The following is a 24,283-nucleotide window of genomic DNA, read 5'->3' on the forward strand; positions in this document are numbered from 1 at the left end:
TAACCCTGAATAGTCAGGAGGGGCCGATGCCCCTCCCAGGTTACACCCGTCCTGCGGACGGTATTACCACCACACTTCCATCTGGGCACCGAAGGTAACTTCGCTGTCGTCACCGCGGCTGGAGGTGAAAGCGCCGCTTCCGCTGCTGTCTTTCGTCTGCAGACCAGAGGTGTTGCTGTAGCCCCAGTTTTCATCCCACTTCGCGTAGGTTGCGAAGATACGGATAGCCGGACGAGACCAGACGCTGTTGCCTGCCTGCCACTGTTGAGCCAGAGTGATTTTGTACTGGTTGTTGTTTTCGCTGGTACGCTGGGATTTCACGTTGTCGTAACCGATTTCCAGCTGGGTGCTCATGATCGGCGTCCATTTGTACATCGGACGAACACCCACGGTGTACCAGGTGGAGCCGTTTTTGCTGTCCAGATCCACGTCCTGGTACATCGCAACGTACATCAGGCCCCAGTCATCGTTGAAGTCCATCGCGCCGTGATCCAGAACGCGGATCATGCTGCCGTTGTTATCGATGCTGGTCCCTTGAGAGTGGCCGCTGTTCCAGGAGGTCATTGCGTCAGTGGCGTACTGAACCACAAACTTGTTGAAGCCGCCCCAGATGGACTGAGTATGTTCACCGGTCCACATCCAGCCGTCTTTCGACGCGCCGTCTTCCAGGCGATAGTCATCCTGCGGGTTCGCACGGCCGTAATCGACGCCTAACTCCAGCACGCCGCCCGGGTTGGTTTCCAGGCCCGCCAGACGGATGTCAAAGACGTCGTTGGCAGTTTTCGCAGCATATTTCTTGGTGTCATCGCTGGAGAAAGTATAAGAACCGCCGCTTTCTGAGTTACGGGTAGCGGCCAGAGAGAGCTTACCGAAGCCAAGGTCAACGTTTTCCAGACCTGCACCCGGGCCGGAGATATCCCAGTAGTAGAAGTCGATCATGTGAACGTCATGACGCTGATAGAAGCGTTTACCCGCCCACAGCGTGGAGCCCGGCAGCCAGTCGATCAGGTTTTTACCCTGGATGTTGGCTTCACGGAACGCCGGAGAGGTGCTTTCCCAGTCATCTTCCTGATTCACGGAATAGGCAACGTTAGTATCGAAATAAAAACTCTTATCTCCTTCCTTCCACAGCTCCTGGCCCAGCTTCAGTTCCGCATAGGTTTCACATTCGTTACCAAGACGGTATTTACTTTGAGCGCCGGTCGCTTTGAAGCACTGTTGCTCGCCGCCGCTGCCGGTCCAGCCAATGCCGGAACGCGCGTAGCCATGGAAATCGACAGCCAGCGCCTGAGCAGACATAACGCCTGCCGCGACGGCGACCGCCAGTGGAAGTTTGCGCAGAGTAATCATCATTCTATCTCCTGAGATCATTGCTTTTCTTTGCACGCTTCGCCGGTGTACCGCCAGCCGGGTTCGCGCCTTTTTTTAATGGGAAGCCTTACACGCCCGGCTCTTTATGCAGCCGACGACAAGCGGTGCCATCCTCACGGAATAAATGGCAACGTTCTGGCGGCAAACCGATAGCGAATGTGGCTCCCTCTTCTACCAACACCACGTCGTTCTGGCGGTAGACCAGGTTTTGACGGATGGCGGGGATCTGGATATGAATTTGCGTTTCGTGACCTAACTGCTCGACAACCTGAACCTCGCCTTCGAGGGTCACATCGGCGATATCGCTGGGCAGTAAATGCTCCGGGCGGATACCTAAGGACATGTTGGCGCCCGCCTGAACGTTGGCGCTGTCCACCGGTAGCCAGATTTGCTGACGGTTTGGCAGTTCAACCTGCACCTGATCGATAGCCGTCGCGGTGACTTTGACCGGCAGGAAGTTCATCTTCGGTGAACCGATAAAGCCGGCGACGAAGCGGTCAGCCGGATAGTGATAGAGTTCCAGCGGTTTCCCGACCTGCGCCACACGGCCGGCGTCGAGGACCACGATCTTGTCCGCGAGGGTCATCGCTTCCACCTGATCGTGGGTCACATAGATCATGGTGCGGCCCAGTCGCTTATGCAGACGGGAGATTTCGATACGCATCTGAACGCGCAGGGCGGCATCGAGGTTGGAGAGCGGCTCATCCAGCAGGAAGACGCTCGGCTCAGCCACCAGCGTACGGCCAATCGCCACACGCTGGCGCTGACCGCCGGAGAGGGCTTTCGGTTTACGCTCCAGCAGATGGGCCAGCTGCAGCACTTCCGCCACCTGGGTCACCCGCTGGTTAATCAGATCTTTTTTCGCGCCGGCCAGCTTCAGGCCAAACGACATATTTTCCGCAACGGAAAGGTGGGGATAGAGCGCATAAGACTGGAATACCATCCCAACGCCGCGTTCTGCCGGTGGGATCTCGTTCATGCGGGTGTCACCGATAAACAGGTCCCCGCTGGTAATAGTTTCTAACCCGGCAATCATACGCAGCAGGGTAGATTTGCCGCAGCCCGATGGCCCGACAAACACGACGAATTCCCCTTCGTGGATATCGAGATTGATATCTTTCGATACCACCACGTCACCCCAGGCTTTCGTTACATTTCGCAGCTGTACGCTCGCCATGCCCTTCTCCCTTCGTTACAACCTGTCACTAACAGTCACATTCAAGATGGGTCGACTATGCGGCATTCATTAGCCGGGCAAATCCTCCACCCCCCGGCTTTTTTATGGGGGAGGAGATGGGAGGATGAGAGATTGGCTCTCGCCGCGGGGGATGGCGGGCAGCGGGTGATTTCGTGATGGAGGCGACAAAATTGGGCGCTTTTTTCTGTGCTCTAGGACGCAATACGGCCGTTTTTGCAATGGAGATCACACAACCAGCGGGTGGGGCGTAGACCTGGGGAGGATGGAAAGGGGTTGTTAAAAAAGGAAACTCATCATCGTTAAGCCACCGAAGTGTATCCACGAGTACAACACCAAAAAGGACGGGTATATGAAAATCAAAACTGGCGCTCGCATCCTCGCGCTGTCGGCACTGACCACGATGATGTTTTCCGCCTCTGCCCTCGCGAAAATTGAAGAAGGTAAGCTGGTTATCTGGATTAACGGCGACAAAGGCTACAACGGCCTCGCTGAAGTGGGTAAAAAGTTTGAAAAAGACACCGGCATTAAAGTTTCTGTAGAACACCCGGACAAGCTGGAAGAGAAATTCCCGCAGGTTGCGGCGACCGGCGACGGCCCGGACATCATCTTCTGGGCGCATGACCGTTTCGGCGGCTACGCGCAGTCCGGCCTGCTGGCGGAAATCACCCCGGACAAAGCGTTCCAGGACAAACTCTATCCGTTCACCTGGGATGCCGTTCGCTATAACGGCAAACTGATCGCCTACCCGATCGCGGTGGAAGCGCTGTCCCTGATTTACAACAAAGACCTGGTGCCGAACCCGCCGAAGACCTGGGAAGAGATCCCGGCGCTGGATAAAGAACTGAAAGCGAAAGGTAAGAGCGCGCTGATGTTCAACCTGCAGGAACCGTACTTCACCTGGCCGCTGATCGCTGCCGACGGCGGATACGCGTTCAAGTTTGAAAACGGCAAGTACGATGTGAAAGACGTCGGCGTGGACAGCGCAGGCGCGAAAGCGGGCCTGACCTTCCTGGTTGACCTGATCAAGAACAAGCACATGAATGCCGATACCGATTACTCCATCGCGGAAGCGGCCTTCAACAAAGGTGAAACCGCGATGACCATCAACGGTCCGTGGGCGTGGTCTAACATCGATAAGAGCAAGGTTAACTACGGCGTGACCCTGCTGCCGACTTTTAAAGGCAAACCATCGAAACCGTTCGTTGGCGTGCTGAGCGCGGGGATCAACGCCGCCAGCCCGAACAAAGAGCTGGCGAAAGAGTTCCTCGAAAACTACCTGATGACCGATCAGGGTCTGGAATCCGTTAACAACGACAAACCGCTGGGTGCGGTGGCGCTGAAATCCTTCCAGGAAAAACTGGAAAAAGATCCGCGCATCGCTGCCACCATGGCGAACGCCCAGAAAGGCGAAATTATGCCTAACATCCCGCAGATGTCTGCCTTCTGGTATGCCGTTCGTACCGCGGTTATCAACGCCGCCAGCGGTCGTCAGACTGTCGATGCTGCGCTGAAGGATGCCCAGAGCCGTATCACTAAGTAATGCTGTAGCGTACGTGCCGGATGGCGGCATGAATGCCTTATCCGGCCTACACAATCCGTAGGCCGGATAAGCGCAGCGCCATCAGGCACTGACGCCGACAGATGTTTAACGCTGTAGAGGATGATCCCCATGGATGCCGTTAAAAAGAGACACTGGTGGCAAAGTCCGCAACTCACATGGTCTGTGATTGGCTTACTGTGCCTGCTGGTGGGTTACCTTGTTGTTTTGATGTACGCCCAGGGGGAGTACCTGTTCGCCATCATGACGCTGATTTTAAGCTCAGTTGGCCTGTATATTTTCGCTAATCGCAAGGCCTATGCCTGGCGCTATGTCTATCCCGGCCTCGCCGGCATGGGCCTGTTTGTCCTGTTTCCGCTGATCTGTACTATCGCTATCGCGTTCACCAACTACAGCAGCACCAACCAGCTGACCTTTGAGCGCGCGCAGCAGGTGCTGATGGATCGCTCCTTCCAGGCCGGCAAAGCCTATAACTTCACGCTGATCCCGGCAGGCGACGAGTGGAAGCTGGCCCTGACCGATGGCGAGAGCGGTAAAAACTACCTTTCCGATGCCTTTAAATTCGGCGGCGAGCAGAAGCTGGCGTTAAAAGAAACTGACGCCCTGCCGGAAGGCGAGCGCGCCAACCTGCGCGTCATTACCCAGAACCGCACCGCGCTGAACCAGCTGACCGCCGTACTGCCTGATGACAGCAAAGTGATCATGAGCTCGCTGCGCCAGTTCTCCGGCACCCAACCGCTGTATACGCTTGGCGAAAACGGCGAGCTGACCAACAATCAAACCCACGTCAAATACCGCCCGAACAACGACGTTGGTTTCTACCAGGCAATCAACGCCGACGGTAGCTGGGGCACAGAAAAGCTGAGCCCGGGCTACACCGTGACTATCGGCTGGGATAACTTTACCCGCGTCTTCCACGATGAAGGCATCCAGAAACCGTTCTTCGCCATCTTCGTCTGGACGGTGGTGTTCTCGGTTCTGACCGTGGTGCTGACCGTCGCGGTGGGGATGATCCTCGCCTGCCTGGTGCAGTGGGAAGCGCTGAAAGGCAAAGCGATTTACCGTGTCCTGCTGATTCTGCCGTATGCCGTACCGTCATTTATTTCGATTCTGATTTTCAAAGGCCTGTTCAACCAGAGCTTTGGTGAAATCAACATGATGCTCAGCGCGCTGTTCGGCATTAAACCGGCGTGGTTTAGCGACCCGACCACCGCGCGCACCATGATCATCATCGTCAACACCTGGCTGGGCTACCCGTACATGATGATCCTGTGCATGGGGCTGCTGAAGGCGATTCCGGACGATCTGTACGAAGCGTCGGCAATGGATGGCGCCGGCCCGTTCCAGAACTTCTTTAAAATTACCTTCCCGCTGCTGATTAAGCCGCTGACGCCGCTGATGATCGCCAGCTTCGCCTTTAACTTTAACAACTTCGTCCTGATTCAACTGTTGACCAACGGCGGTCCGGACCGTCTCGGCACCACCACCCCGGCCGGTTATACCGACCTGCTGGTGAGCTACACCTACCGTATCGCCTTTGAAGGCGGCGGCGGTCAGGACTTCGGCCTGGCGGCGGCTATCGCAACGCTTATCTTCCTGCTGGTTGGCGCGTTAGCGATTGTGAACCTGAAAGCCACACGCATGAAGTTTGATTAAGGGAGATAACGATAATGGCTATGGTCCAACCCAAATCGCAGAAGCTACGTTTATTTACCACGCATCTCCTGCTACTGATTTTTATCGCCGCGATTATGTTTCCGCTGCTGATGGTTATCGCCATCTCGCTGCGCGAAGGCAACTTCGCCACCGGCAGCCTGATCCCGGATACCATCTCCTGGGAACACTGGCGTCTGGCGTTAGGCTTCAGCGTCGAACACGCGGATGGCCGCGTCACGCCGCCGCCGTTCCCGGTCCTGCTGTGGCTGTGGAACTCGATTAAGGTCGCCGGGATTACCGCGATCGGTATCGTCGCCCTCTCCACCACCTGTGCCTACGCTTTTGCCCGTATGCGCTTCCCGGGGAAAGCGACCCTGCTGAAAGGGATGTTGATTTTCCAGATGTTCCCGGCGGTGCTGTCGCTGGTTGCCCTGTACGCGTTGTTTGACCGCCTGGGCCAGTACATCCCGTTCGTCGGCCTCAACACCCACGGCGGCGTGATCTTTGCCTACATGGGCGGTATCGCCCTGCACGTCTGGACGATTAAAGGCTACTTCGAAACCATCGATGGCTCGCTGGAAGAAGCGGCGGCGCTGGATGGCGCGACCCCATGGCAGGCGTTCCGCCTCGTGCTGCTGCCGCTGTCGGTGCCGATTCTGGCGGTGGTCTTTATTCTGTCGTTCATCGCCGCCATCACCGAAGTGCCGGTCGCCTCGCTGCTGCTGCGCGATGTGAACAGCTATACCCTGGCGGTAGGCATGCAACAGTATCTCAACCCGCAGAACTATCTGTGGGGCGATTTTGCCGCCGCGGCGGTACTCTCCGCCATCCCAATCACGGTAGTGTTCCTGCTGGCGCAGCGCTGGCTGGTGAACGGCCTGACGGCGGGTGGGGTGAAAGGTTAAGTTTTTTTTGTAACACCGGCCCCAAATTTCAGATGGGGGCCGACGGTCTAGCCGCAATACACGACCCCAACCGGGTATTGTCGCCGTCGCCCTCAGCTGAAAAAGTAAGGCCAATGCCACTGCTATCCTCAACTGGACCCTACATAAATTCTATTTGTGACTGTTGGTCAGCGGCCCTGGAGGCCGCTTTTTTTTATTCGCGTTTCAGGCGATTGGAGTTACACAGCCAGAGCGTAATCACCAGGATCAGGATCGCGGCGGAGTATATGAGCACCGCCATCGGCGATTCATGATCGATGATGATCAAACGCACAATCGCGGTGATGCCGATATAGACGAAATAGCGCAGCGGGAAGTGGAACCCCGACTGAAAATACTTGACGATCAGCGCGATAAATTCGAAGTAGAGAAAGTAGACCACCAGTCCTTCCACCAGCCGGTACTTACTGGTCGGCTCCGGGGTAAAGAGGACATCGGCCAGATGTAGCGTCTCTTTACCGAGGAAGACGATCAGGATAATCCCCAGGCACAGCAGCCCCAGATTCAAAACCGTTTGCATCGCAGTGGCGATAAAATTCACCAGTGGGCGATAAACCGACGACATATTCACACCTCATAATCAGTCCTTGTTGCGTCCGGTATAGCGCAAAAGTGTGATCCAGATCTACAGTTACCCCTCACCGCGTGGGCTTTACACGTTTGCGCCCTCAGGACAGGATTTCGGCAAAAGAGAAAAATACCCTCCTTAACGGCGTGTGATCGACATAACTGAATCCCCTTTTTTTGTATAAAACTATCCCTGCACAGTCATTGTTAATCAATAACTTAATTTACATACAGGCCTGCATGTTTAGATAAGGCTAAAAATAAAATTTTTCTCCAGACCTTAATAAATAAAGGGTTATTTGAGAAAGTTTTTTTCTGCCGATTCCCTTAGCATATTTCCTCATCATCTTACGTCCAGGAATCATAATAATGTCTGACCAAGCATCCTCACTTTTTATTCGCTGGCTACAGCGAGAAGTCGCACCAGCATTAGGTTGTACGGAACCTGTTGCTATTTCATTTACCACCGCTTACGCCGCGAAACATTTAGCGACACCCTGCGAAAAAATTAGCGGTTTTATTTCTGCCAACCTGTATAAAAACGCCACGGGCGTCACGATTCCCGGCACGACAGTTAATGGCGTCGCGCTGGCCGCCGCCATCGGCGCCTTTGGTGGCGATGCCGATAAGGGATTACAGACCCTGGCAGGCATTACTTCACAGCATGTGGAACAGGCACAAGCGCTGGTGGATGCCGGCCACGTTACTATTGACGTCCAGGATACGCCTGACTTTATTCATCTCGATCTCACCCTCAGCGCCGGTGACCAGACCTGTCGCGTCGTGGTAAAAGGCACGCATACCAATGTGGTCGAGTTATATATTAATGGCGAACAGCAGCCATTACACGCCGGGGAAAATAGCGCCACAGCGCAGACTGAACTGCCAACTTTCTCTCTCCAGGAAGCGTATGACTTTATTATCTCCACCCCGGTTGAGAATATTACGTTTATTCTGGAAGCCGCCCGCCTCAATAGCGCACTGGCTGCAGAAGGCAAATCGAAAAAGTATGGGTTGAATATTAACGGAACATTCTCTGAAGCCGTTAAAAATGGTTTGTTAAGTAATGACTTAATGAGCGAGGTCATTATCAACACCGTCGCAGCTTCCGATGCGCGTATGGGCGGAGCCCCGGTGGTCGCCATGTCGAACTTCGGCTCTGGCAACCAGGGGATCGCAGCGACCATGCCGGTAGTTACCGTCGCCGAGCATCTGAATGCCGATGAAGAGACGCTCGCTCGCGCGCTGGCGCTCTCGCATCTGACGGCCATTTCCATCCATTCGCGCTATACCCGCCTGTCCGCACTGTGCGCGGCCTCCACCGCCGCCATGGGCGCCGCCGCCGGTATGGCATGGCTGTTTACCCGCAATATCGAAACCATCAACACCGCCATCATCAATATGATTAGCGATGTTACCGGCATGATTTGCGATGGCGCTTCCAACAGCTGCGCGATGAAGGTCTCCTCGGTGGTTTCCAGCGCCTTTAAATCTGTGTTGATGGCGATGCAAAACCGCTGCGCCAGCGCCAACGACGGCATTGTCTGCGCCGACGTCGAACAGTCGATTAATAACCTGTGCCGCCTCGTGATTAAGCCTATGGCGCAAACCGATAAAGAGATCATTCGCATTATGGTCAGCAAATAAGACCAGCCCTTTTGTACCCTACGCAATAATGATTTATTGCCTGCACCAACAGGTATTTTACGATGAATAAAAAAGTCATATTACGCGGCGCCAGCGCCATTATGCCCCTGTGCATCGGGGACTTTCCTTTCTCGTTCATTGTTGGCGCATTAAGCGTCAGCGCCGGCATGAGCGTCTGGCAAAGTACCGCGTGGTCGGCGATTGTGATTGCCGGTTCGGCGCAAATGCTGGCACTGAATATGTTAAAAACCGGGGCCACGCTCGGCGTGATTATTTTCACCACATTAATTATTAATCTTCGCCATGTGCTGTATAGCGCCTCTATTTCCGGCACCGTGCGCGAAGCCTCATTCTTTAAAAAATGCTTTATGTCCTATGCGCTCACCGACGAGGTGTATGCCACTACCGTCAAAGAGATGGAAGGAAATAAAAAGGAAAAATATCTGTTTTATGGTTCGGCGATGGTCACCTTCTGGGCGATTTGGGTGCTGGCCGATTTTCTTGGCGCGCTGGTCGGCGCCTCGTTTCCCCACATTGAGAAATACGGTCTCGATTTCGCCATGGTCGCCGCCTTTATCGCCATCGTGGTGCCGCAAATTAAAAGCCAGGCCTGCACCGTCGCCGCGGTAGTGGCCGCCGTTTCCGGCGTGCTGTTAGTGGTCCTGCCCTACTCGCTGGGTATCGTCGTCGCCTCCGTGCTCGGCGTCCTTGCCGGCCTGTGCGTCGACCTGGCGGAAGAGCGCAAGCAGATGGCAACAACCGAATCCGACATGCCGTTAGTGGAGGCGCTGGAAAATGAGTAATAGCTATTTTATCGCCTTGACGCTGGGCATGGCCGCGGTCACTTTTCTTATTCGTTTCTCGTTTATCGGCCTGGCCGGCAAGATCCAGATGTCTGAGCGGGTGACCAAAACATTGCGCTTCGTGCCGGTCACCGTCCTGCCGGCCATCATCACCATTCAGATCCTGAGCGTGAATTCCAGCATGGAGTTCGACTTAAAAAATCCGAAGGTGATCGCCGCCATTATCTGTACGCTCGCCAGCTTCCGTTTAGGTCTGGTGTGGGTGGTGGTGAGCGGCGTCGGCTCGCTGGTGCTGTTGAATTATTTTCTGTAACTGTTTGAAGGGGTAACCACATGATTATTACTACCGCTGACGCGCCCGCCGCGATTGCTCCGTACGTTCAGGGCGTCAATCTCGGCGCGATGACCCTCACCTCCGGCCAGCTGCCCATTAATCCGCAGGACGGCACCATGCCCGACGACATTGCCGAACAGACGCGCCAGTCGCTGGAGAACGTGAAAGCCATCGTCGAAGCCGCCGGCCTCACCGTTGGTCAGATCGTCAAAACCACGGTGTTTGTGAAAGACCTGGCGGATTTTGCCGCCATTAATGCCGCCTACGAGGCCTTCTTTACCGAACATCAGGCGGCCTTTCCGGCGCGCTCCTGCGTGGAAGTGGCCAGGTTACCGAAAGACGCTGGCGTCGAAATCGAAGCGATCGCTTTCGCCCGTTAATCCCTCCGGCTGGAGGAAGAACCTCCAGCCCCTTCCCCACCGATTTTTGTCGTTCCACGTTGTTCATATTACAGGCACTATAGCCACTGAACGACCCGAGGAACGCAGCATGTTAACTATCCGAAAGGCATTGCCCGAGGACGCGCCACAACTGAGCGCGATGGGTTATGCCAGTTACCAGCACCACTTCGCCCATCTCTGGCGCAATGCCGATGAACTGGCGTTATTTCTTAAGCAAGAATATGCCGAAGATGCGCTACGTCGGAGTCTTACCGATGCCAACCATCATTGGCTCATCGCCGAAGCCGCTTCCCCCGTTGGTTTCGCTAAATATAGCTTTCAGCAGCGAATGGCTGAAGATGGCACGATGGGTACGCTGCTGCATAAGCTCTACCTGATGCCGGGGGAGACTGGCCACCGCTACGGCGAGCAGATTTTTCACGCCATCGAGACGCGAGCAAAAACGGCCGGCGAACGCTGGCTGTGGCTGGAAGTACTCGCCGCGAATCCCGCCGCGCGCCGTTTTTACGAACGCCAGGGGATGCAGCACATCAGAGACACGACTTTCCATTCCGCCAGCCAGCAAAGCACCTTGCATATTCTGGCCAAACCGCTGTGAGAGGAACTATGCCTGAGCTTCGTGATACCGGCGTACGTAACGTCGTCTGTGGGAAAAATGTCGTTATTTACCAGCCCGCCAACCTGTACGACTGCACGCTGGGTGATAACGTCTTCGTTGGACCGTTCGTTGAGATCCAGGGGAATACCCGCATCGGCGCGGAGAGTAAAATCCAGTCGCATACCTTTATCTGCGAGTACGTCACCATTGGCCGGCGCTGTTTTATCGGTCACGGGGTGATGTTCGCCAACGACCTGTTTCGCGACGGCAAACCAAACGCCGACCGCGCCAGCTGGGGGCGGATTGAGATTGGCGATGACGTGTCGATCGGTAGCGGCGCCACGATTCTGGCCGTCAACATCTGCGACGGCGTGGTGATTGGCGCGGGCAGCGTGGTGACGAAGTCCATCACCGAGAAAGGCGTGTGGGCGGGGAATCCAGCCCGCCTGCTGCGGCGGCTGTAAAAAAAATGCCGACCATAAGGTCGGCATTTCGTCTTAACGGCGCAAGCGTTATGCGCGCCAGGCTTTATAACGGTTAATCAGACCGTTAGTGGAGCTGTCGTGGCTGCTGACTTCGCTGCCGTCTTTCAGCTCCGGCAGGATGCGGTTAGCCAGCTGTTTGCCCAGCTCAACGCCCCACTGGTCGAAAGTGAAGATGTTAAGGATCGCGCCCTGGGTGAAGATTTTGTGCTCGTACAGAGCAATCAGCGCCCCGAGGCTGAACGGGGTGATCTCACGCAGCAGGATAGAGTTAGTCGGGCGGTTGCCTTCGAACACTTTGAACGGCACCACGTGCTCCAGGGTCGCCGGATCTTTACCCTGATCGCGATATTCCTGCTCCACCACTTCACGGGATTTACCGAAGGCCAGGGCCTCGGTCTGGGCGAAGAAGTTGGACAGCAGCTTCGGATGATGATCGGAGAGCGGGTTGTGGGTGATAGCCGGGGCGATGAAATCGCACGGTACCATTTTGGTGCCCTGATGGATCAGCTGGTAGAACGCGTGCTGACCGTTGGTGCCCGGCTCGCCCCAGATGATCGGGCCAGTCTGGTAGTCCACGGCGTGGCCGTTACGGTCGACATACTTACCATTGGACTCCATGTTGCCCTGCTGGAAGTAGGCGGCAAAACGGTGCATGTACTGGTCGTAAGGCAGAATCGCTTCGGTTTCCGCACCGAAGAAGTTGTTGTACCAGATACCGATCAGCGCCAGCAGCACCGGCAGGTTTTTCTCCGCCGGAGTGGTGGAGAAGTGTTTATCCATCGCATGCGCGCCAGACAGCAGCTCTACGAAGTTGTCGAAGCCCACGGAGAGAATGATGGACAGGCCAATCGCCGACCACAGGGAGTAACGGCCGCCAACCCAGTCCCAGAATTCGAACATGTTGGCGGTGTCGATGCCGAACTCGCCAACCGCTTTCGCGTTGGTGGAGAGCGCCGCGAAGTGTTTAGCCACATGCTTGTCGTCGCCCGCGGTCGCCAGGAACCAGTCGCGCGCGCTGTGGGCGTTGGTCATGGTCTCCTGAGTGGTGAAGGTTTTGGACGCGACCAGGAACAGGGTGGTTTCCGGGTTGACGTTCTTCAGCACTTCGGCGATGTGGGTGCCATCGACGTTGGAGACAAAGTGCATGTTGAGGTGATTTTTATACGGACGCAGCGCTTCGGTAACCATGAACGGACCGAGGTCGGAGCCACCGATACCAATGTTGACCACGTCGGTGATCGGTTTGCCGGTGTAGCCTTTCCAGCTGCCGGAGATAATCGCTTCAGAGAAGGCTTTCATCTTCTCCAGCACAGCGTTCACTTCCGGCATCACATCTTTGCCATCAACCACAATCGGCGTATTGCTGCGGTTGCGCAGCGCGACGTGGAGTACCGCGCGATCTTCGGTGCGGTTGATCTTTTCACCGGAGAACATCGACTTGATGGCGCCTGCAAGATCGGTCTCTTTCGCCAGATCCTGCAGTTTAGCCAGCGTCTCTTCGGTGATGCGGTTTTTGGAGAAGTCCACCAGCATCAGATCGTCGAACGTCGCGGAAAACTTAGAAAAACGGTCGCTATCTTTGGCGAACAGCTCGCTGATAGTGACATCTTTCATTTCGTCGAAGTGTTTCTGTAATGCCTGCCAGGCAGAGGTCTGCGTTGGGTTGATGTTTTTCATTAGCAATACTCTTCTGATTTGAGATTGTGACTTCGGTCGATTGTAGCGCCGGTGACGGAAAATTGTGATGATTTTTGTGACTTGTCCCTGACGCCGGTCAGGAATCAGGTCAAAACGGAGTAAAAAGCCCCATTAGTATAGCTATCATAAGGCTTTTTTCTGTTAGCCGCAGGGGCATGAAAAATCCGCATAACCGCAGCGTTGACATAGCTGGCGTTAAGCCTTTATATATCCGCAGTGCTTACGTATTGTAAGTATCTATTGCTCGCGCATTTCACGCTACAGCGAAAGGGTATTCGCGGGGGATATAATGTCCTTATTCCCCCGGCCAGGTGAAAGACGTCGGTAATTGCCAGAAGAGGTGCGTTGCCCAGGTAACCGTATTGGAGGAACCAGTCCGGCGAAAATACGTGAGGGGGAGCAACGCCGAGGTGAAAGAGCGTCTGGTTACGCTCCTCACCGGCCACAGGGGCTGAATCCCCTGGGTTGTCACCAGAAACGTTCGCAGTCGGGCGTTTCATACCCGAACACTTCAGCGCCCAGAGCGGTGAGTCGGGTCTACAAGGTGGAGCACTTCTGGGTGACATCGTAGTTGTTTATCATTCTGCGCCACCCTGTTTATCGCTCTTCCCTTGTGCCATGGCTGAATAATTTGGCCTGGCTTATTAAGACATTTTGTTGCGATCCGGCGGCATCCAGCCCCTGCCAGGATCGGTGTTCAGGAATCGTTTTAATAAGTCAGGCCCCCTGACACGAGGTTGTTATGACAGATTTAGTCGTCGCCAAATTTGGCGGCACCAGCGTTGCTGATTTTGACGCGATGAACCGCAGCATTGATGTGGCGCTGCTCGATGCCAATACCCGTATTGTTGTGCTCTCCGCCTCTGCCGGCGTGACCAACATTCTGGTGGCCTTAGCGGAAGGGCTGGAACCCACCGAACGTTTTTCCCAGCTGGACGCTCTGCGCCAGATCCAGTTCAATATTCTGGAGCGTTTGCGCTATCCCAACGTGATCCGCGAAGAGATTGAGCGCCTGCTGGAAAATATCACCACGCTGGCGGAAGCCGCCGCGCTCGCCTCCTCTAGCGCGCTGACTGACGAACTGGTCAGCCATGGCGAACTGATGTCCACCCTGCTGTTTGTGGAGATTCTGCGTGAGCGCGGAATTCAGGCGCAGTGGTTTGACGCCCGTAAAGTACTGCGTACTAACGATCGCTTTGGTCGCGCCGAACCGGATATCGCCGCCGTCGCCGAACTGACTCAGCAGCAGCTGACGCCGCGTCTGGCGGAAGGCCTGGTGGTGACGCAGGGCTTTATCGGCAGCGAAGCGAAAGGCCGCACCACCACCCTCGGCCGCGGCGGCAGCGACTATACCGCCGCTCTGCTCGGCGAAGCGCTGAATGCCACCCGCGTCGATATCTGGACCGATGTGCCCGGGATCTATACGACCGACCCGCGCGTCGCGCCTGCGGCGAAACGCATCGACGTCATCGCCTTTGAAGAGGCGGCGGAAATGGCCACCTTTGGCGCCAAAGTGCTGCACCCGGCGACCCTGCTGCCTGCCGTGCGCAGCGATATCCCGGTATTTGTCGGCTCCAGTAAAGAACCTAAAGCGGGCGGTACGCTGGTGTGTAAAACCACCGAGAACCCGCCGCTGTTCCGCGCGCTGGCGCTGCGTCGCCGCCAGACGCTGCTGACGCTGCACAGCCTGAATATGCTGCACTCCCGCGGCTTCCTCGCCGAAGTGTTCGGTATTCTGGCGCGCCATAACATCTCCGTCGATTTGATCACCACCTCCGAAGTGAGCGTGGCCCTGACCATGGACACCACTGGCTCAACCTCTGCGGGCGATACCCTGCTGACCCAGGCGCTGCTGACCGAGCTCTCCTCGCTGTGTCGCGTGGAAGTGGAAGAAGACCTGGCGCTGGTTGCCCTGATCGGCAACGAGCTGTCGAAAGCCTGCGGCGTCGGCAAAGAGGTGTTTGGCGTCCTTGATCCGTTTAACATCCGCATGATCTGCTATGGCGCGTCCAGCCACAACCTCTGCTTCCTGGTGCCTGGCGCCGATGCGGAGAAGGTGGTGCAGACGTTGCATCATAATTTGTTTGAATAAAATTCCTTAGCACGATAAACAATACCTATAGCCGGGCTCGAACCCGGCTTTTTTATAACAACATCAACACAACCAGCTGACCTGCTCGCCGCCCTACCGGGACGGCGCGGCCGGTTTGCGTATCGCAAGGAACACAACATGCTCGCAACTCTGACGCGGCTGTTCCCGTTATGGGCACTGCTGCTCTCCGTTCTGGCCTATTACACCCCCACCACCTTCACCCCGATCGGCCCGTGGGTTACCACCCTGCTGATGCTGATTATGTTCGGTATGGGGGTACATCTGAAGCTGGCGGATTTCAAACGCGTCCTGTCGCGTCCGGCGCCGGTCGCCGCAGGGATATTTCTGCACTATCTGGTGATGCCGCTCGCCGCCTGGCTGCTGGCGCTGCTGTTTCATATGCCGCCGGAGCTCTCCGCCGGGATGGTGCTGGTGGGCAGCGTCGCCAGCGGGACGGCCTCCAACGTGATGATCTTTCTGGCCAAAGGGGATGTGGCCCTGTCGGTGACCATCTCCTCGGTCTCCACCCTGGTCGGCGTCATCGCGACGCCGCTGCTGACCCGTCTGTACGTCGACGCGCACATTCAGGTCGACGTCATGGGGATGTTGCTGAGCATTCTGCAGATTGTGGTCATTCCCATCGCCCTGGGGCTGATTGTCCATCATCTGCTGCCGAAGGTGGTGAAAGCGGTGGAGCCGTTCCTGCCCGCTTTCTCGATGGTGTGCATTTTGGCGATCATCAGCGCGGTGGTGGCGGGTTCCGCGGCCCATATCGCGTCCGTCGGCCTGGTGGTGATTATCGCAGTGATCCTGCATAACACCATCGGCCTGCTCGGCGGCTACTGGGGCGGACGTCTGTTTGGTTTTGATGAATCCACCTGCCGTACGCTGGCGATCGAGGTGGGGATGCAGAACTCCGGCCTGGCGGCCGCGCTGGGGAAAATTTACTTCGGCCCGCTGGCGGCGCTGCCGGGAGCCCTGTTCTCCGTCTGGCATAACCTGTCCGGTTCGCTGCTGGCCGGGTACTGGTCAGGGAAGCCCATCGCCAAAAAAACCAGCAAGCGCTGAGCGTGACACGTCCGGGCGCCGGCCCGGACGTGTGCCTGCTTTAGTTGCCATACAGGCTATCAGTAAAATATTCATTGCCGTACACTGGGTGCTCTGGTCTGACTGAGGGCACCACCATGGCACTCCCCCGTATTACACAAAAAGAGATGACCGAGCGCGAACAGCGCGAATTGAAAACGCTGCTTGACCGCGCGCGCATTGCGCACGGCCGCCCGCTGAGCAATGCGGAAACGAACAGCGTAAAAAAGGAATATATCGATAAGCTGATGGCCCAGCGTGAAGCGGAAGCGAAGAAAGCCCGCCAGGTGAAAAAACAGCAGGCTTATAAGACGGATAAGGAAGCGACCTTTTCCTGGTCGGCGAATACGCCGACCCGCGGCAGGCGTTAACGCCCTTTCTTTTTACGTCCCGGCTGGGTGAAACGCTTGCCGTTGCCAGCCGGGCGGCCCTTATCATTGCTATTTTCCATCTTCACCACCGGGCGCTTGATGCCGGGGGTCGCCGCTTTGGCCTTCGGCTTAGCTTTCGGCTTCGCTTCGGAAGAAGAGTTTTCAATCAGCTTGAACAGATCGATCAGCTCGTCATCGGTCAGATCGCGCCACTCACCCAGCGGGATCCCCGTCAGGCTGACGTTCATAATCCGCGTACGCTCAAGCTTCGTCACTTCATAGCCAAAGTGCTCGCACATGCGACGGATCTGGCGATTCAGCCCCTGCACCAGAGTGATGCGGAAAACGAACGGCGCTTCTTTCTTTACCTTACATTTTTTGGTCACGGTCCCGAGAATCGGTACCCCCGCGCCCATGCCGCGAATGAACTCATCGGTCACCGGCTTATCGACCGTAACCAGATACTCTTTTTCATGGTCGTTGCCGGCGCGCAGGATCTTATTCACCAGGTCGCCGTGATTGGTGAGGAAGATCAGCCCCTGGGAGTCTTTATCCAGACGGCCGATAGGGAAGATACGCTTGCTGTGGTTGACGAAATCGACAATGTTGTCGCGCTCGCCGTCTTCCGTGGTGCTCACAATGCCGACCGGCTTATTCAGCGCAATCAGCACCAGATCATCCGCTTCGCGCGGCTCAATCAACCGTCCGTTAACTTTGACCAGGTCGCCAGGCTTCACCTGATCGCCAATCGTGGCGCGCTTGCCATTGATAAAGACGTTGCCTTGTTCAATAAAGCGGTCCGCTTCGCGACGCGAGCAGATGCCGCTTTCACTGATGTATTTGTTTAATCGGGTTGATGAGTCGGGCAGCATAGATTCTCCTGTAAAAGCGAAATATACCCTACCTTGCGGGCGAGAAAAAACCTGGATTGCGTTATTCATTATTCAACGGCTTCGTCGGGCTCATGAACAACATTCCGCTTACCCACATCATGCGCCATATCAGCGCGCCGGTATCGGGGCGATGCTAGAATTTCTGCTTCAATAATAGGTTTAAAACAGGAAGAAAAGATGGAACTGCTGCTACTCAGTAACTCCACGCTGCCGGGGAAAGCCTGGCTGGAACACGCCCTGCCGCTGATTGCCGGTCAGGTCAAAGGCCGCCGGACGGCGGTATTCATCCCCTTCGCTGGCGTGACGCAAACCTGGGATGATTACACGGCCAAAGTGGCTGCGGTTATGGCGCCGATGGCGGTCAGCGTAACCGGTATCCACAGCGTCGCCGACCCTATCGCCGCCATTGAAAGCGCCGAGATGGTGATCGTCGGCGGCGGGAACACCTTCCAGCTGTTGAAAGAGTGCCGCAGCCGCGGGCTGCTGGCGCCGATTGTCGATGTCGTCAAACGCGGGGCGTTGTATATCGGCTGGAGCGCAGGTTCAAACCTCGCCTGCCCGACCATTCGCACCACCAACGATATGCCGATTGTCGATCCGCAGGGATTTGATGCGCTGGGGCTGTTCCCGCTCCAGATTAACCCGCACTTCACCAACGCGTTGCCGACCGGGCATCAGGGTGAAACCCGCGAACAGCGTATCCGCGAACTGCTGGTCGTGGCGCCGGAATTAACGGTGATTGGTTTACCGGAAGGAAACTGGATCCAGGTCACCGATGGTCACGCGACCCTTGGCGGCCCGAACCCGACGCTGTTGTTCAAAGCGGGGGAAGCAGCGGTAACCCTGCCTGCAGGCCACCGCTTCTGAGCTGGTATGGCTAACGTTTCCCGGATAGCGGCGCGTTGCGCCTTATCCGGGCTGCCTCAACGAAACGTCCTAACACATAACCCCGGTTAGCGCAGCGCCGCCGGGGAAGTTCTCAGTAGTCATCCCTTTCGTCGTCTTCATCCGGCTGCTCCATCACGCTGTAAGCCACCGAGCAGAACAGGCTGTTCAGACGCTTCATATCCCCCAGCAGCGCCAGGTGCAACGTACTGGTTTCGATACTCTGCACGTTCTGCTGATGCAGACGGTCAACGTGCGCATGCGAGTAGCGGCGGTTAAGAATGCGGAACCGGTGTTTACTGCGCCGCAGGCGACGGGCGCTGGGCACATCGCTGGAGAAGAAGACCGACATCGCCAGCTGCAGGTTGCTGAGCAACAGATCGTACAGGGCGTCCAGCTCCTTTAACCCTTCCACCGAGAAGGCGCGCCGCGCCGCCAGCGATTTATCAGCGATCTCGCTGCCCATCCGCTCGACGATATCGGAGGCCTGCTCGAGGTTTAACGACATCTCAATAATTTCCGCCCAGCGCCGGGACTCCTCTTCCGCCAGCTCATCCTTTGGCATTCGCGCCAGATAGAGCTTAATGGCGGTGTAGAGCACGTTGATATCGTCCGCCATGCGGCGTAGCTCTTTCTCCTGACGCGGTTCGCCATGCATCACCTTATGCAGGCTCTCCAGCATTTGCTCCATCGCGTCACCAATGCGCAGCGTCTCGCGCGCGGCATTGGCCAGCGCCAGCGCCGGGGTGTCCAGCGCCGACCGGTCGAGATGCTTGGGTTTGAGATGGTTATCCAGCTCGGGTTCATCGCGGATCATGCGCTGGCACAGCTTCGCCATCGGTCCGGCAAAAGGCACCATCGCGATGCAGCGCAGCAGGTTGTAAAAAACGTGGAAGTAGATAACCAGCTCGGACTCGGCCAACGGCAGCTTATGCATCGCCGCGGCCAGCGGATGGACGAACGGCAGAATGATCAGGCTTCCCACCAGCTTAAACAGCAGGCTGCCCAGCGCCACCCGGCGCGCCGCCGCGTTCGCCGCGCTGTTGTTGAGCATCGCCAACAGCCCCGATCCCAGGTTGGCGCCAATCACCAGGCACAGCGCCACCGGGAAAGAGATCGCTCCTGCCGCGGTCAGCGTCGCGGTCAGCAGCACCGCCGCCAGGCTGGAGTAGCTGATGATCGCGAATACGGCGCCAATCAAGGCATCCAGCATAATATCCCCGGTCAGCGAGGCAAAAATCACCTGCACGCCGTTGGCCTGGGTAATGGGGTGGACGGCCTGCACAATCAGCTCCAGGGCCAACAGGATCAGCCCAAGGCCAATCCCCACTCGCCCCAGCTGCCCGGCGCGGGTCTGCTTACGGCCGAGGAAGAAAATCACCCCGATAAATATCAACAACGGCGACAGCCACGACAGGTCGAAGGTCAGCACCCTCGCCATCAGCGCCGTCCCGACGTCGGCCCCCAGCACCATCACCAGCGCCGGCGTGAGGCCCACTAAATCCTGGGCGACAAACGAAGTCACCAGCATGGTGGTGGCATTGCTGCTTTGCACCAGCGCAGTCACGCCAAGACCCGCGCAGAAGGCGAGCGGCTTTTTCTCTACGCTGCTACTGAGAACGGTACGCAGGCGAGCGCCATAGACGCGCATCACCCCGGTACGCACGATATGCGTGCCCCACACCAGCAGAGCGACCGCGGACAACAGGTGTAGCAGAGTTAACACGGAATCAGCTTCTCCTTATCGTTATAGGTGTTCCGACGTTCTGGAACCTATCTCAGTATAAGGGGTTAACCTCAATAAAGAGACAAGGCGCTCACAGAGCGCCTTGTTTGTTGTAAGGAAAGATGACGACTAGTCCGCATCATAGCCCAGATTAGGGGCTAACCAGCGCTCGACTTCCGCCGGGGTCATCCCTTTACGCAGCGCGTAGTCTTCGACCTGGTCGCGCTGGATCTGCGCCACGGCGAAGTATTTGCTGTCAGGATGGCTGAAGTACCAGCCGGAAACCGATGCCCCCGGCCACATGGCGAACGATTCGGTGAGCTTCATGCCGGTATGGGCTTCGACGTCCAGCAGCTGCCAGATGGTGCCTTTTTCGGTGTGCTCCGGACAGGCCGGATACCCCGGCGCCGGACGGATCCCCTGGTAATTCTCGCGAATAAGCTCCTCATTGCTGAGGTTCTCATTGGCCGCATACCCCCAGTAGACCTTGCGCACTTTCTCGTGCAGATACTCGGCGAAGGCTTCCGCCAGACGATCGGCGATGGCCTTGATCATGATCTTGTTATAGTCATCATGCTGCGCTTCATAGGCTTCCGCCAGCGCGCCCTCTTCCAGGCCGCCGGTGACGGCGAAGGCGCCGATATAGTCCGCTTTGCCGCTCAGCTTCGGCGCCACAAAGTCGGCGAGGCAGTAGTTGGCGAAGCCGACCTTCTCCGTCTGCTGGCGCAGGTGATGGCTCACCGTCAGCACGTGGGTGCGGGTTTCATCGCGATAGATTTCAATATCGTCGCCCACGCGGTTGGCCGGGAACAGGCCCACCACGCCGCGCGGGTTGAGGGTTTTCTCTGCGCTCAGCTTATCCAGCAGCTCGTTAGCGTCTTTGAACAGGCGCTGCGCCTCTTCCCCTACCACGTCATCTTCCAGAATGCGCGGATATTTGCCCGCCAGCGACCAGGTCATAAAGAACGGCGTCCAGTCGATGTAGTTGCGTAGCGTCTCGATACTGGCTTCCACCTCCTGAATCCCCAGGCGATGGGCCACCGGCGGAGTGTAGCTCTCCCAGTCAAAGGCCAGATCGTTTTCCCGTGCGGCGGCCAGGGTCACCGGCGGGGTGCGCGGTTTTTTACGCCCATGCTGGATACGCACGGTTTCATACTCTTTGCGCGTACGGGCGACAAACTCATCGCGCTGCGTGTCCGAGAGCAGCGCAGCCACCACCCCGACGGTGCGCGAAGCGTTCTGTACGTAAACGGTCGGGCCGCTGTAGTTCTGCTCGATTTTCACCGCCGTATGCGCTTTAGAGGTGGTCGCGCCGCCGATCAGCAGCGGGATGGTAAAGCCCTGGCGCTCCATCTCTTTCGCCACGTTAACCATTTCGTCGAGCGACGGGGTAATCAACCCGGAAAGGCCGATGAGATCCGCGTTCACCTCTTTGGCGGTTTTGAGAATTTTATCCGCCGGGACCATCACGCCAAGATCGATTATTTCGTAGTTATTGCACTGCAGCACCACGCCGACGATGTTTTTGCCGATGTCATGAACGTCGCCTTTTACCGTGGCAATCACCATTTTGCCGTTACTGGAGCCCTGCTCTTTACTGGCTTCAATAAACGGCTCCAGGTAGGCCACCGCCTGTTTCATGACGCGGGCGGATTTCACAACCTGCGGCAGGAACATTTTGCCTTCGCCGAACAGATCGCCGACCACGTTCATGCCGTCCATCAGCGGCCCTTCGATCACCTCAATCGGGCGAGCGGCCTGCTGACGCGCTTCTTCGGTGTCCTGTTCAATAAATTCGGTAATGCCCTTCACCAGCGAATATTCGAGGCGTTTTTTCACCTCCCAGCTGCGCCATTCCGCCTGCTGGGCATTGGCGCCGTCGTCAACTTTACTGCCGCGATATTTTTCCGCCAGCTCGAGCAATCTTTCGGTGCTGTCATCGCGGCGGTTGAGGATCACGTCCTCCACCGCGTCGCGCAGCTCGGCGGGAAGGTCGTCGTAAATCGCCAGCTGGCCGGCGTTGACGATGCCCATGTCCATGCCGTTGCGGATCGCGTAGTAGAGGAATACGGCGTGGATCGCCTCGCGCACCGGGTCGTTGCCGCGGAAGGAGAACGACACGTTAGAGACGCCACCGGAGATCAGCGCGTGCGGCAGCTCGCGTTTGATGTCTTCGCAGGCGCCGATAAAGTCCTGGGCATAGTTATTGTGTTCTTCGATACCGGTCGCCACCGCGAAGATATTCGGGTCAAAGATAATATCTTCTGGCGGGAAGCCGACCTCTTCGGTGAGGATTTTGTAGGCGCGACGGCAAATCTCAATTTTACGTTCGCGGGTATCGGCCTGCCCCACTTCGTCAAAGGCCATCACCACCACCGCGGCGCCGTAGCGGCGAACCAGTTTCGCATGGTGGATAAAGGGTTCGACGCCCTCTTTCATCGAGATGGAGTTAACGATGCCTTTGCCCTGAATGCATTTCAGGCCCTTTTCGATGACCTCCCATTTGGAGGAGTCGATCATGATCGGCACGCGGGCAATGTCCGGCTCGCCGGCAATCAGGTTGAGGAAGCGCACCATCGCCGCTTCGGCGTCGAGCATCCCCTCGTCCATGTTGATATCGATGATCTGCGCGCCGCTTTCCACCTGCTGACGCGCGACGTCCAGCGCTTCGCTGTACTTCTCTTCTTTGATTAAGCGTTTAAATTTCGCCGAGCCGGTAACGTTGGTACGTTCGCCGACGTTAACGAACAGGCTGTCATCGCCGATATTCAGCGGCTCCAGGCCGGAAAGACGGCAGGCGACGGGGATCTCCGGCAGCTGGCGCGGCGGCAGGCCGGTCACCGCCCGGCTCATGGCGGCGATATGTTCCGGCGTGGTGCCGCAGCAGCCGCCGACGATATTGAGGAAACCGGCTTCCGCCCATTCGCGGATCTGCGCCGCCATGGTATCGGCATCCAGATCGTATTCGCCGAAGGCATTGGGCAGGCCAGCGTTCGGGTGCGCGGTAACGTAGCACTCAGCGATACGCGACAGCTCCTGGACGTACTGGCGCAGTTCGTCCGGCCCGAGGGCGCAGTTCAGACCAAACGATAAGGCTTCGGCGTGACGCAGCGAGTTATAGAAAGCTTCGGTGGTCTGCCCGGACAGCGTGCGGCCGGAGGCATCGGTAATGGTCCCGGAGATCATCAGCGGCAGGTCAACGCCCAGCGCCTCCAGCTCCTCTTTCACCGCATAGATGGCCGCTTTGGCATTCAGGGTGTCAAATACCGTTTCAATCAGGATCAGATCCACGCCGCCTTCCACCAGCGCTCGGGTGGATTCGCGATAGGCAGCCACCAGCTGGTCAAAGGTAATATTGCGGAACGCCGGATCGTTCACATCAGGCGAAATAGAGGCGGTGCGGTTGGTTGGGCCAAGCACGCCCGCGACGTAGCGCGGTTTTTCCGGCGTGCGGGCCGTCCAGGCGTCGGCGCTGGCGCGGGCCAGCTTCGCCGCCGCAAAGTTGATCTCTGCCGACAGGGATTCCATCTGGTAATCCGCCATCGCAATGGTCGTCGAGTTAAAGGTGTTGGTCTCAATGATATCCGCGCCGGCCTCGAAGTAGGCGTCGTGGATCTCGCGGATCACCTCGGGCTTGCTGAGCACCAGCAGGTCGTTGTTGCCTTTCAGGTCGCACGGCCAGTCAGCAAAGCGCTCACCGCGAAAGTCCTGCTCACTCAGACGGTAGCCCTGGATCATGGTGCCCATGCCCCCATCCAGAACCAGAATACGTTCTTTTAACTGCTGATGCAGTTGCTCAACTTTGCTGCTCACACTTGCTCCCGACAACGCTCAACACAGGCCAAATAGCCAACAAACCATACTGGCATAAACCACCGGAGCGGAAAAGACAACAACGGGCAATATGAGACATGTTCAGCTTCACTCCTCCGATGAGTCCGGTTGTGATTGCATTATCGCCAAATAAAAC

At 57.0% G+C, this 24,283-nt stretch carries 20 protein-coding genes and 1 riboswitch; of the genes, 13 read left to right on the plus strand and 7 right to left on the minus strand.

Annotation, left to right across the window (positions count from 1 at the left end; genetic code table 11):
* Nucleotides 1-63: 63 nt before the first annotated feature.
* Both ABLV54_RS15915 and malK read right to left on the minus strand, forming a co-directional pair.
* Entirely contained in the window at nt 64-1,353 is a 1,290-nt protein-coding gene (locus ABLV54_RS15915; RefSeq protein ID WP_002884747.1) for a maltoporin, read from the minus strand.
* Between the two features lie 85 nt (nt 1,354-1,438).
* Nucleotides 1,439-2,548: a maltose/maltodextrin ABC transporter ATP-binding protein MalK gene (gene malK, locus ABLV54_RS15920; RefSeq protein ID WP_002884743.1), complete on the minus strand. Its 1,110-nt coding sequence runs from the start codon at nt 2,546-2,548 to the stop codon at nt 1,439-1,441.
* 370 nt (nt 2,549-2,918) lie between these two features.
* Here malK and malE point away from each other — a divergent pair, with 370 nt between their 5' ends.
* The 3 genes from malE to malG all read left to right on the plus strand — a co-directional run bounded on the left by malE (nt 2,919) and on the right by malG (nt 6,688).
* Nucleotides 2,919-4,109: a maltose/maltodextrin ABC transporter substrate-binding protein MalE gene (malE, locus tag ABLV54_RS15925; protein ID WP_004206285.1), complete on the plus strand. Its 1,191-nt coding sequence runs from the start codon at nt 2,919-2,921 to the stop codon at nt 4,107-4,109.
* Between the two features lie 129 nt (nt 4,110-4,238).
* Nucleotides 4,239-5,783: a maltose ABC transporter permease MalF gene (gene malF / locus ABLV54_RS15930; RefSeq protein WP_023291623.1), complete on the plus strand. Its 1,545-nt coding sequence runs from the start codon at nt 4,239-4,241 to the stop codon at nt 5,781-5,783.
* Between the two features lie 14 nt (nt 5,784-5,797).
* A complete protein-coding gene (gene malG / locus ABLV54_RS15935) occupies nt 5,798-6,688 on the plus strand; it encodes a maltose ABC transporter permease MalG (protein ID WP_002884725.1) in 891 nt (296 codons plus the stop codon).
* A 193-nt stretch (nt 6,689-6,881) separates the two neighbouring features.
* Here malG and psiE read toward each other — a convergent pair whose 3' ends face one another.
* Complete coding sequence (gene psiE, locus ABLV54_RS15940; protein ID WP_004206282.1) at nt 6,882-7,292, minus strand: phosphate-starvation-inducible protein PsiE; 411 nt, start codon at nt 7,290-7,292, stop codon at nt 6,882-6,884.
* Between the two features lie 371 nt (nt 7,293-7,663).
* On the opposite strand from psiE, the gene ABLV54_RS15945 reads away from it, so the two are divergent.
* The 6 genes from ABLV54_RS15945 to ABLV54_RS15970 all read left to right on the plus strand — a co-directional run bounded on the left by ABLV54_RS15945 (nt 7,664) and on the right by ABLV54_RS15970 (nt 11,541).
* A complete protein-coding gene (locus ABLV54_RS15945) occupies nt 7,664-8,941 on the plus strand; it encodes an L-serine ammonia-lyase, iron-sulfur-dependent, subunit alpha (protein WP_023291622.1) in 1,278 nt (425 codons plus the stop codon).
* 62 nt (nt 8,942-9,003) lie between these two features.
* Nucleotides 9,004-9,744 carry an AzlC family ABC transporter permease gene (locus ABLV54_RS15950; RefSeq protein WP_023291621.1) on the plus strand — a complete coding sequence of 247 codons (741 nt, stop codon included), beginning with the start codon at nt 9,004-9,006 and terminating at the stop codon, nt 9,742-9,744.
* Nucleotides 9,737-10,057, plus strand: coding sequence for an AzlD domain-containing protein (locus tag ABLV54_RS15955; RefSeq protein ID WP_004206276.1), 321 nt, complete (start codon nt 9,737-9,739; stop codon nt 10,055-10,057). Before ABLV54_RS15950 ends, ABLV54_RS15955 begins: the two co-directional genes overlap by 8 nt.
* 20 nt (nt 10,058-10,077) lie before the next feature.
* The gene (locus tag ABLV54_RS15960) at nt 10,078-10,458 is read left to right on the plus strand and encodes a Rid family detoxifying hydrolase (protein ID WP_348814191.1); all 381 of its coding nucleotides are present in this window, start codon (nt 10,078-10,080) and stop codon (nt 10,456-10,458) included.
* A gap of 109 nt (nt 10,459-10,567) precedes the next feature.
* On the plus strand, nt 10,568-11,077 hold the full coding sequence (locus tag ABLV54_RS15965) for a GNAT family N-acetyltransferase (protein WP_050533631.1): 510 nt from the start codon (nt 10,568-10,570) through the stop codon (nt 11,075-11,077).
* 8 nt (nt 11,078-11,085) lie between these two features.
* Nucleotides 11,086-11,541, plus strand: coding sequence for an acyltransferase (locus ABLV54_RS15970; RefSeq protein WP_023291618.1), 456 nt, complete (start codon nt 11,086-11,088; stop codon nt 11,539-11,541).
* A gap of 48 nt (nt 11,542-11,589) precedes the next feature.
* Here the strand turns inward: ABLV54_RS15970 and pgi are convergent, their stop codons facing one another.
* On the minus strand, nt 11,590-13,239 hold the full coding sequence (pgi, locus tag ABLV54_RS15975) for a glucose-6-phosphate isomerase (RefSeq protein ID WP_023291617.1): 1,650 nt from the start codon (nt 13,237-13,239) through the stop codon (nt 11,590-11,592).
* Nucleotides 13,240-13,587: 348 nt separating this feature from the next.
* A riboswitch (Lysine riboswitch) is annotated at nt 13,588-13,823 on the plus strand.
* A gap of 179 nt (nt 13,824-14,002) precedes the next feature.
* On the opposite strand from pgi, the gene lysC reads away from it, so the two are divergent.
* The 3 genes from lysC (at nt 14,003) to ABLV54_RS15990 (ending at nt 16,809) form a co-directional block, all read left to right on the plus strand.
* Nucleotides 14,003-15,352, plus strand: a complete 1,350-nt coding sequence (gene lysC / locus ABLV54_RS15980; RefSeq protein WP_017900129.1) for a lysine-sensitive aspartokinase 3 — start codon at nt 14,003-14,005, stop codon at nt 15,350-15,352.
* A 138-nt stretch (nt 15,353-15,490) separates the two neighbouring features.
* On the plus strand, nt 15,491-16,420 hold the full coding sequence (gene panS, locus ABLV54_RS15985; protein ID WP_023291615.1) for a ketopantoate/pantoate/pantothenate transporter PanS: 930 nt from the start codon (nt 15,491-15,493) through the stop codon (nt 16,418-16,420).
* A gap of 116 nt (nt 16,421-16,536) precedes the next feature.
* Nucleotides 16,537-16,809 (plus strand): DUF3811 domain-containing protein, encoded by a 273-nt coding sequence (locus ABLV54_RS15990; protein ID WP_004177859.1) that lies wholly within the window; start codon nt 16,537-16,539, stop codon nt 16,807-16,809.
* Here ABLV54_RS15990 and rluF read toward each other — a convergent pair.
* Nucleotides 16,806-17,681 (minus strand): 23S rRNA pseudouridine(2604) synthase RluF, encoded by an 876-nt coding sequence (gene rluF / locus ABLV54_RS15995; protein ID WP_023291614.1) that lies wholly within the window; start codon nt 17,679-17,681, stop codon nt 16,806-16,808. The genes ABLV54_RS15990 and rluF overlap by 4 nt on opposite strands.
* A 198-nt stretch (nt 17,682-17,879) precedes the next feature.
* Here rluF and pepE point away from each other — a divergent pair, with 198 nt between their 5' ends.
* The gene (pepE, locus tag ABLV54_RS16000; RefSeq protein ID WP_048336442.1) at nt 17,880-18,569 is read left to right on the plus strand and encodes a dipeptidase PepE; all 690 of its coding nucleotides are present in this window, start codon (nt 17,880-17,882) and stop codon (nt 18,567-18,569) included.
* A gap of 112 nt (nt 18,570-18,681) precedes the next feature.
* On the opposite strand, the gene ABLV54_RS16005 is transcribed toward pepE, so the two are convergent.
* A complete protein-coding gene (locus tag ABLV54_RS16005) occupies nt 18,682-20,313 on the minus strand; it encodes a Na/Pi cotransporter family protein (RefSeq protein WP_348814192.1) in 1,632 nt (543 codons plus the stop codon).
* Between the two features lie 129 nt (nt 20,314-20,442).
* Entirely contained in the window at nt 20,443-24,126 is a 3,684-nt protein-coding gene (metH, locus tag ABLV54_RS16010; RefSeq protein ID WP_348814193.1) for a methionine synthase, read from the minus strand.
* Nucleotides 24,127-24,283 lie beyond the last annotated feature (157 nt).

It is taken from the genome of Klebsiella sp. JB_Kp042 (assembly GCF_040065275.1).
Taxonomy (GTDB): Bacteria; Pseudomonadota; Gammaproteobacteria; order Enterobacterales; family Enterobacteriaceae; genus Klebsiella; species Klebsiella quasipneumoniae.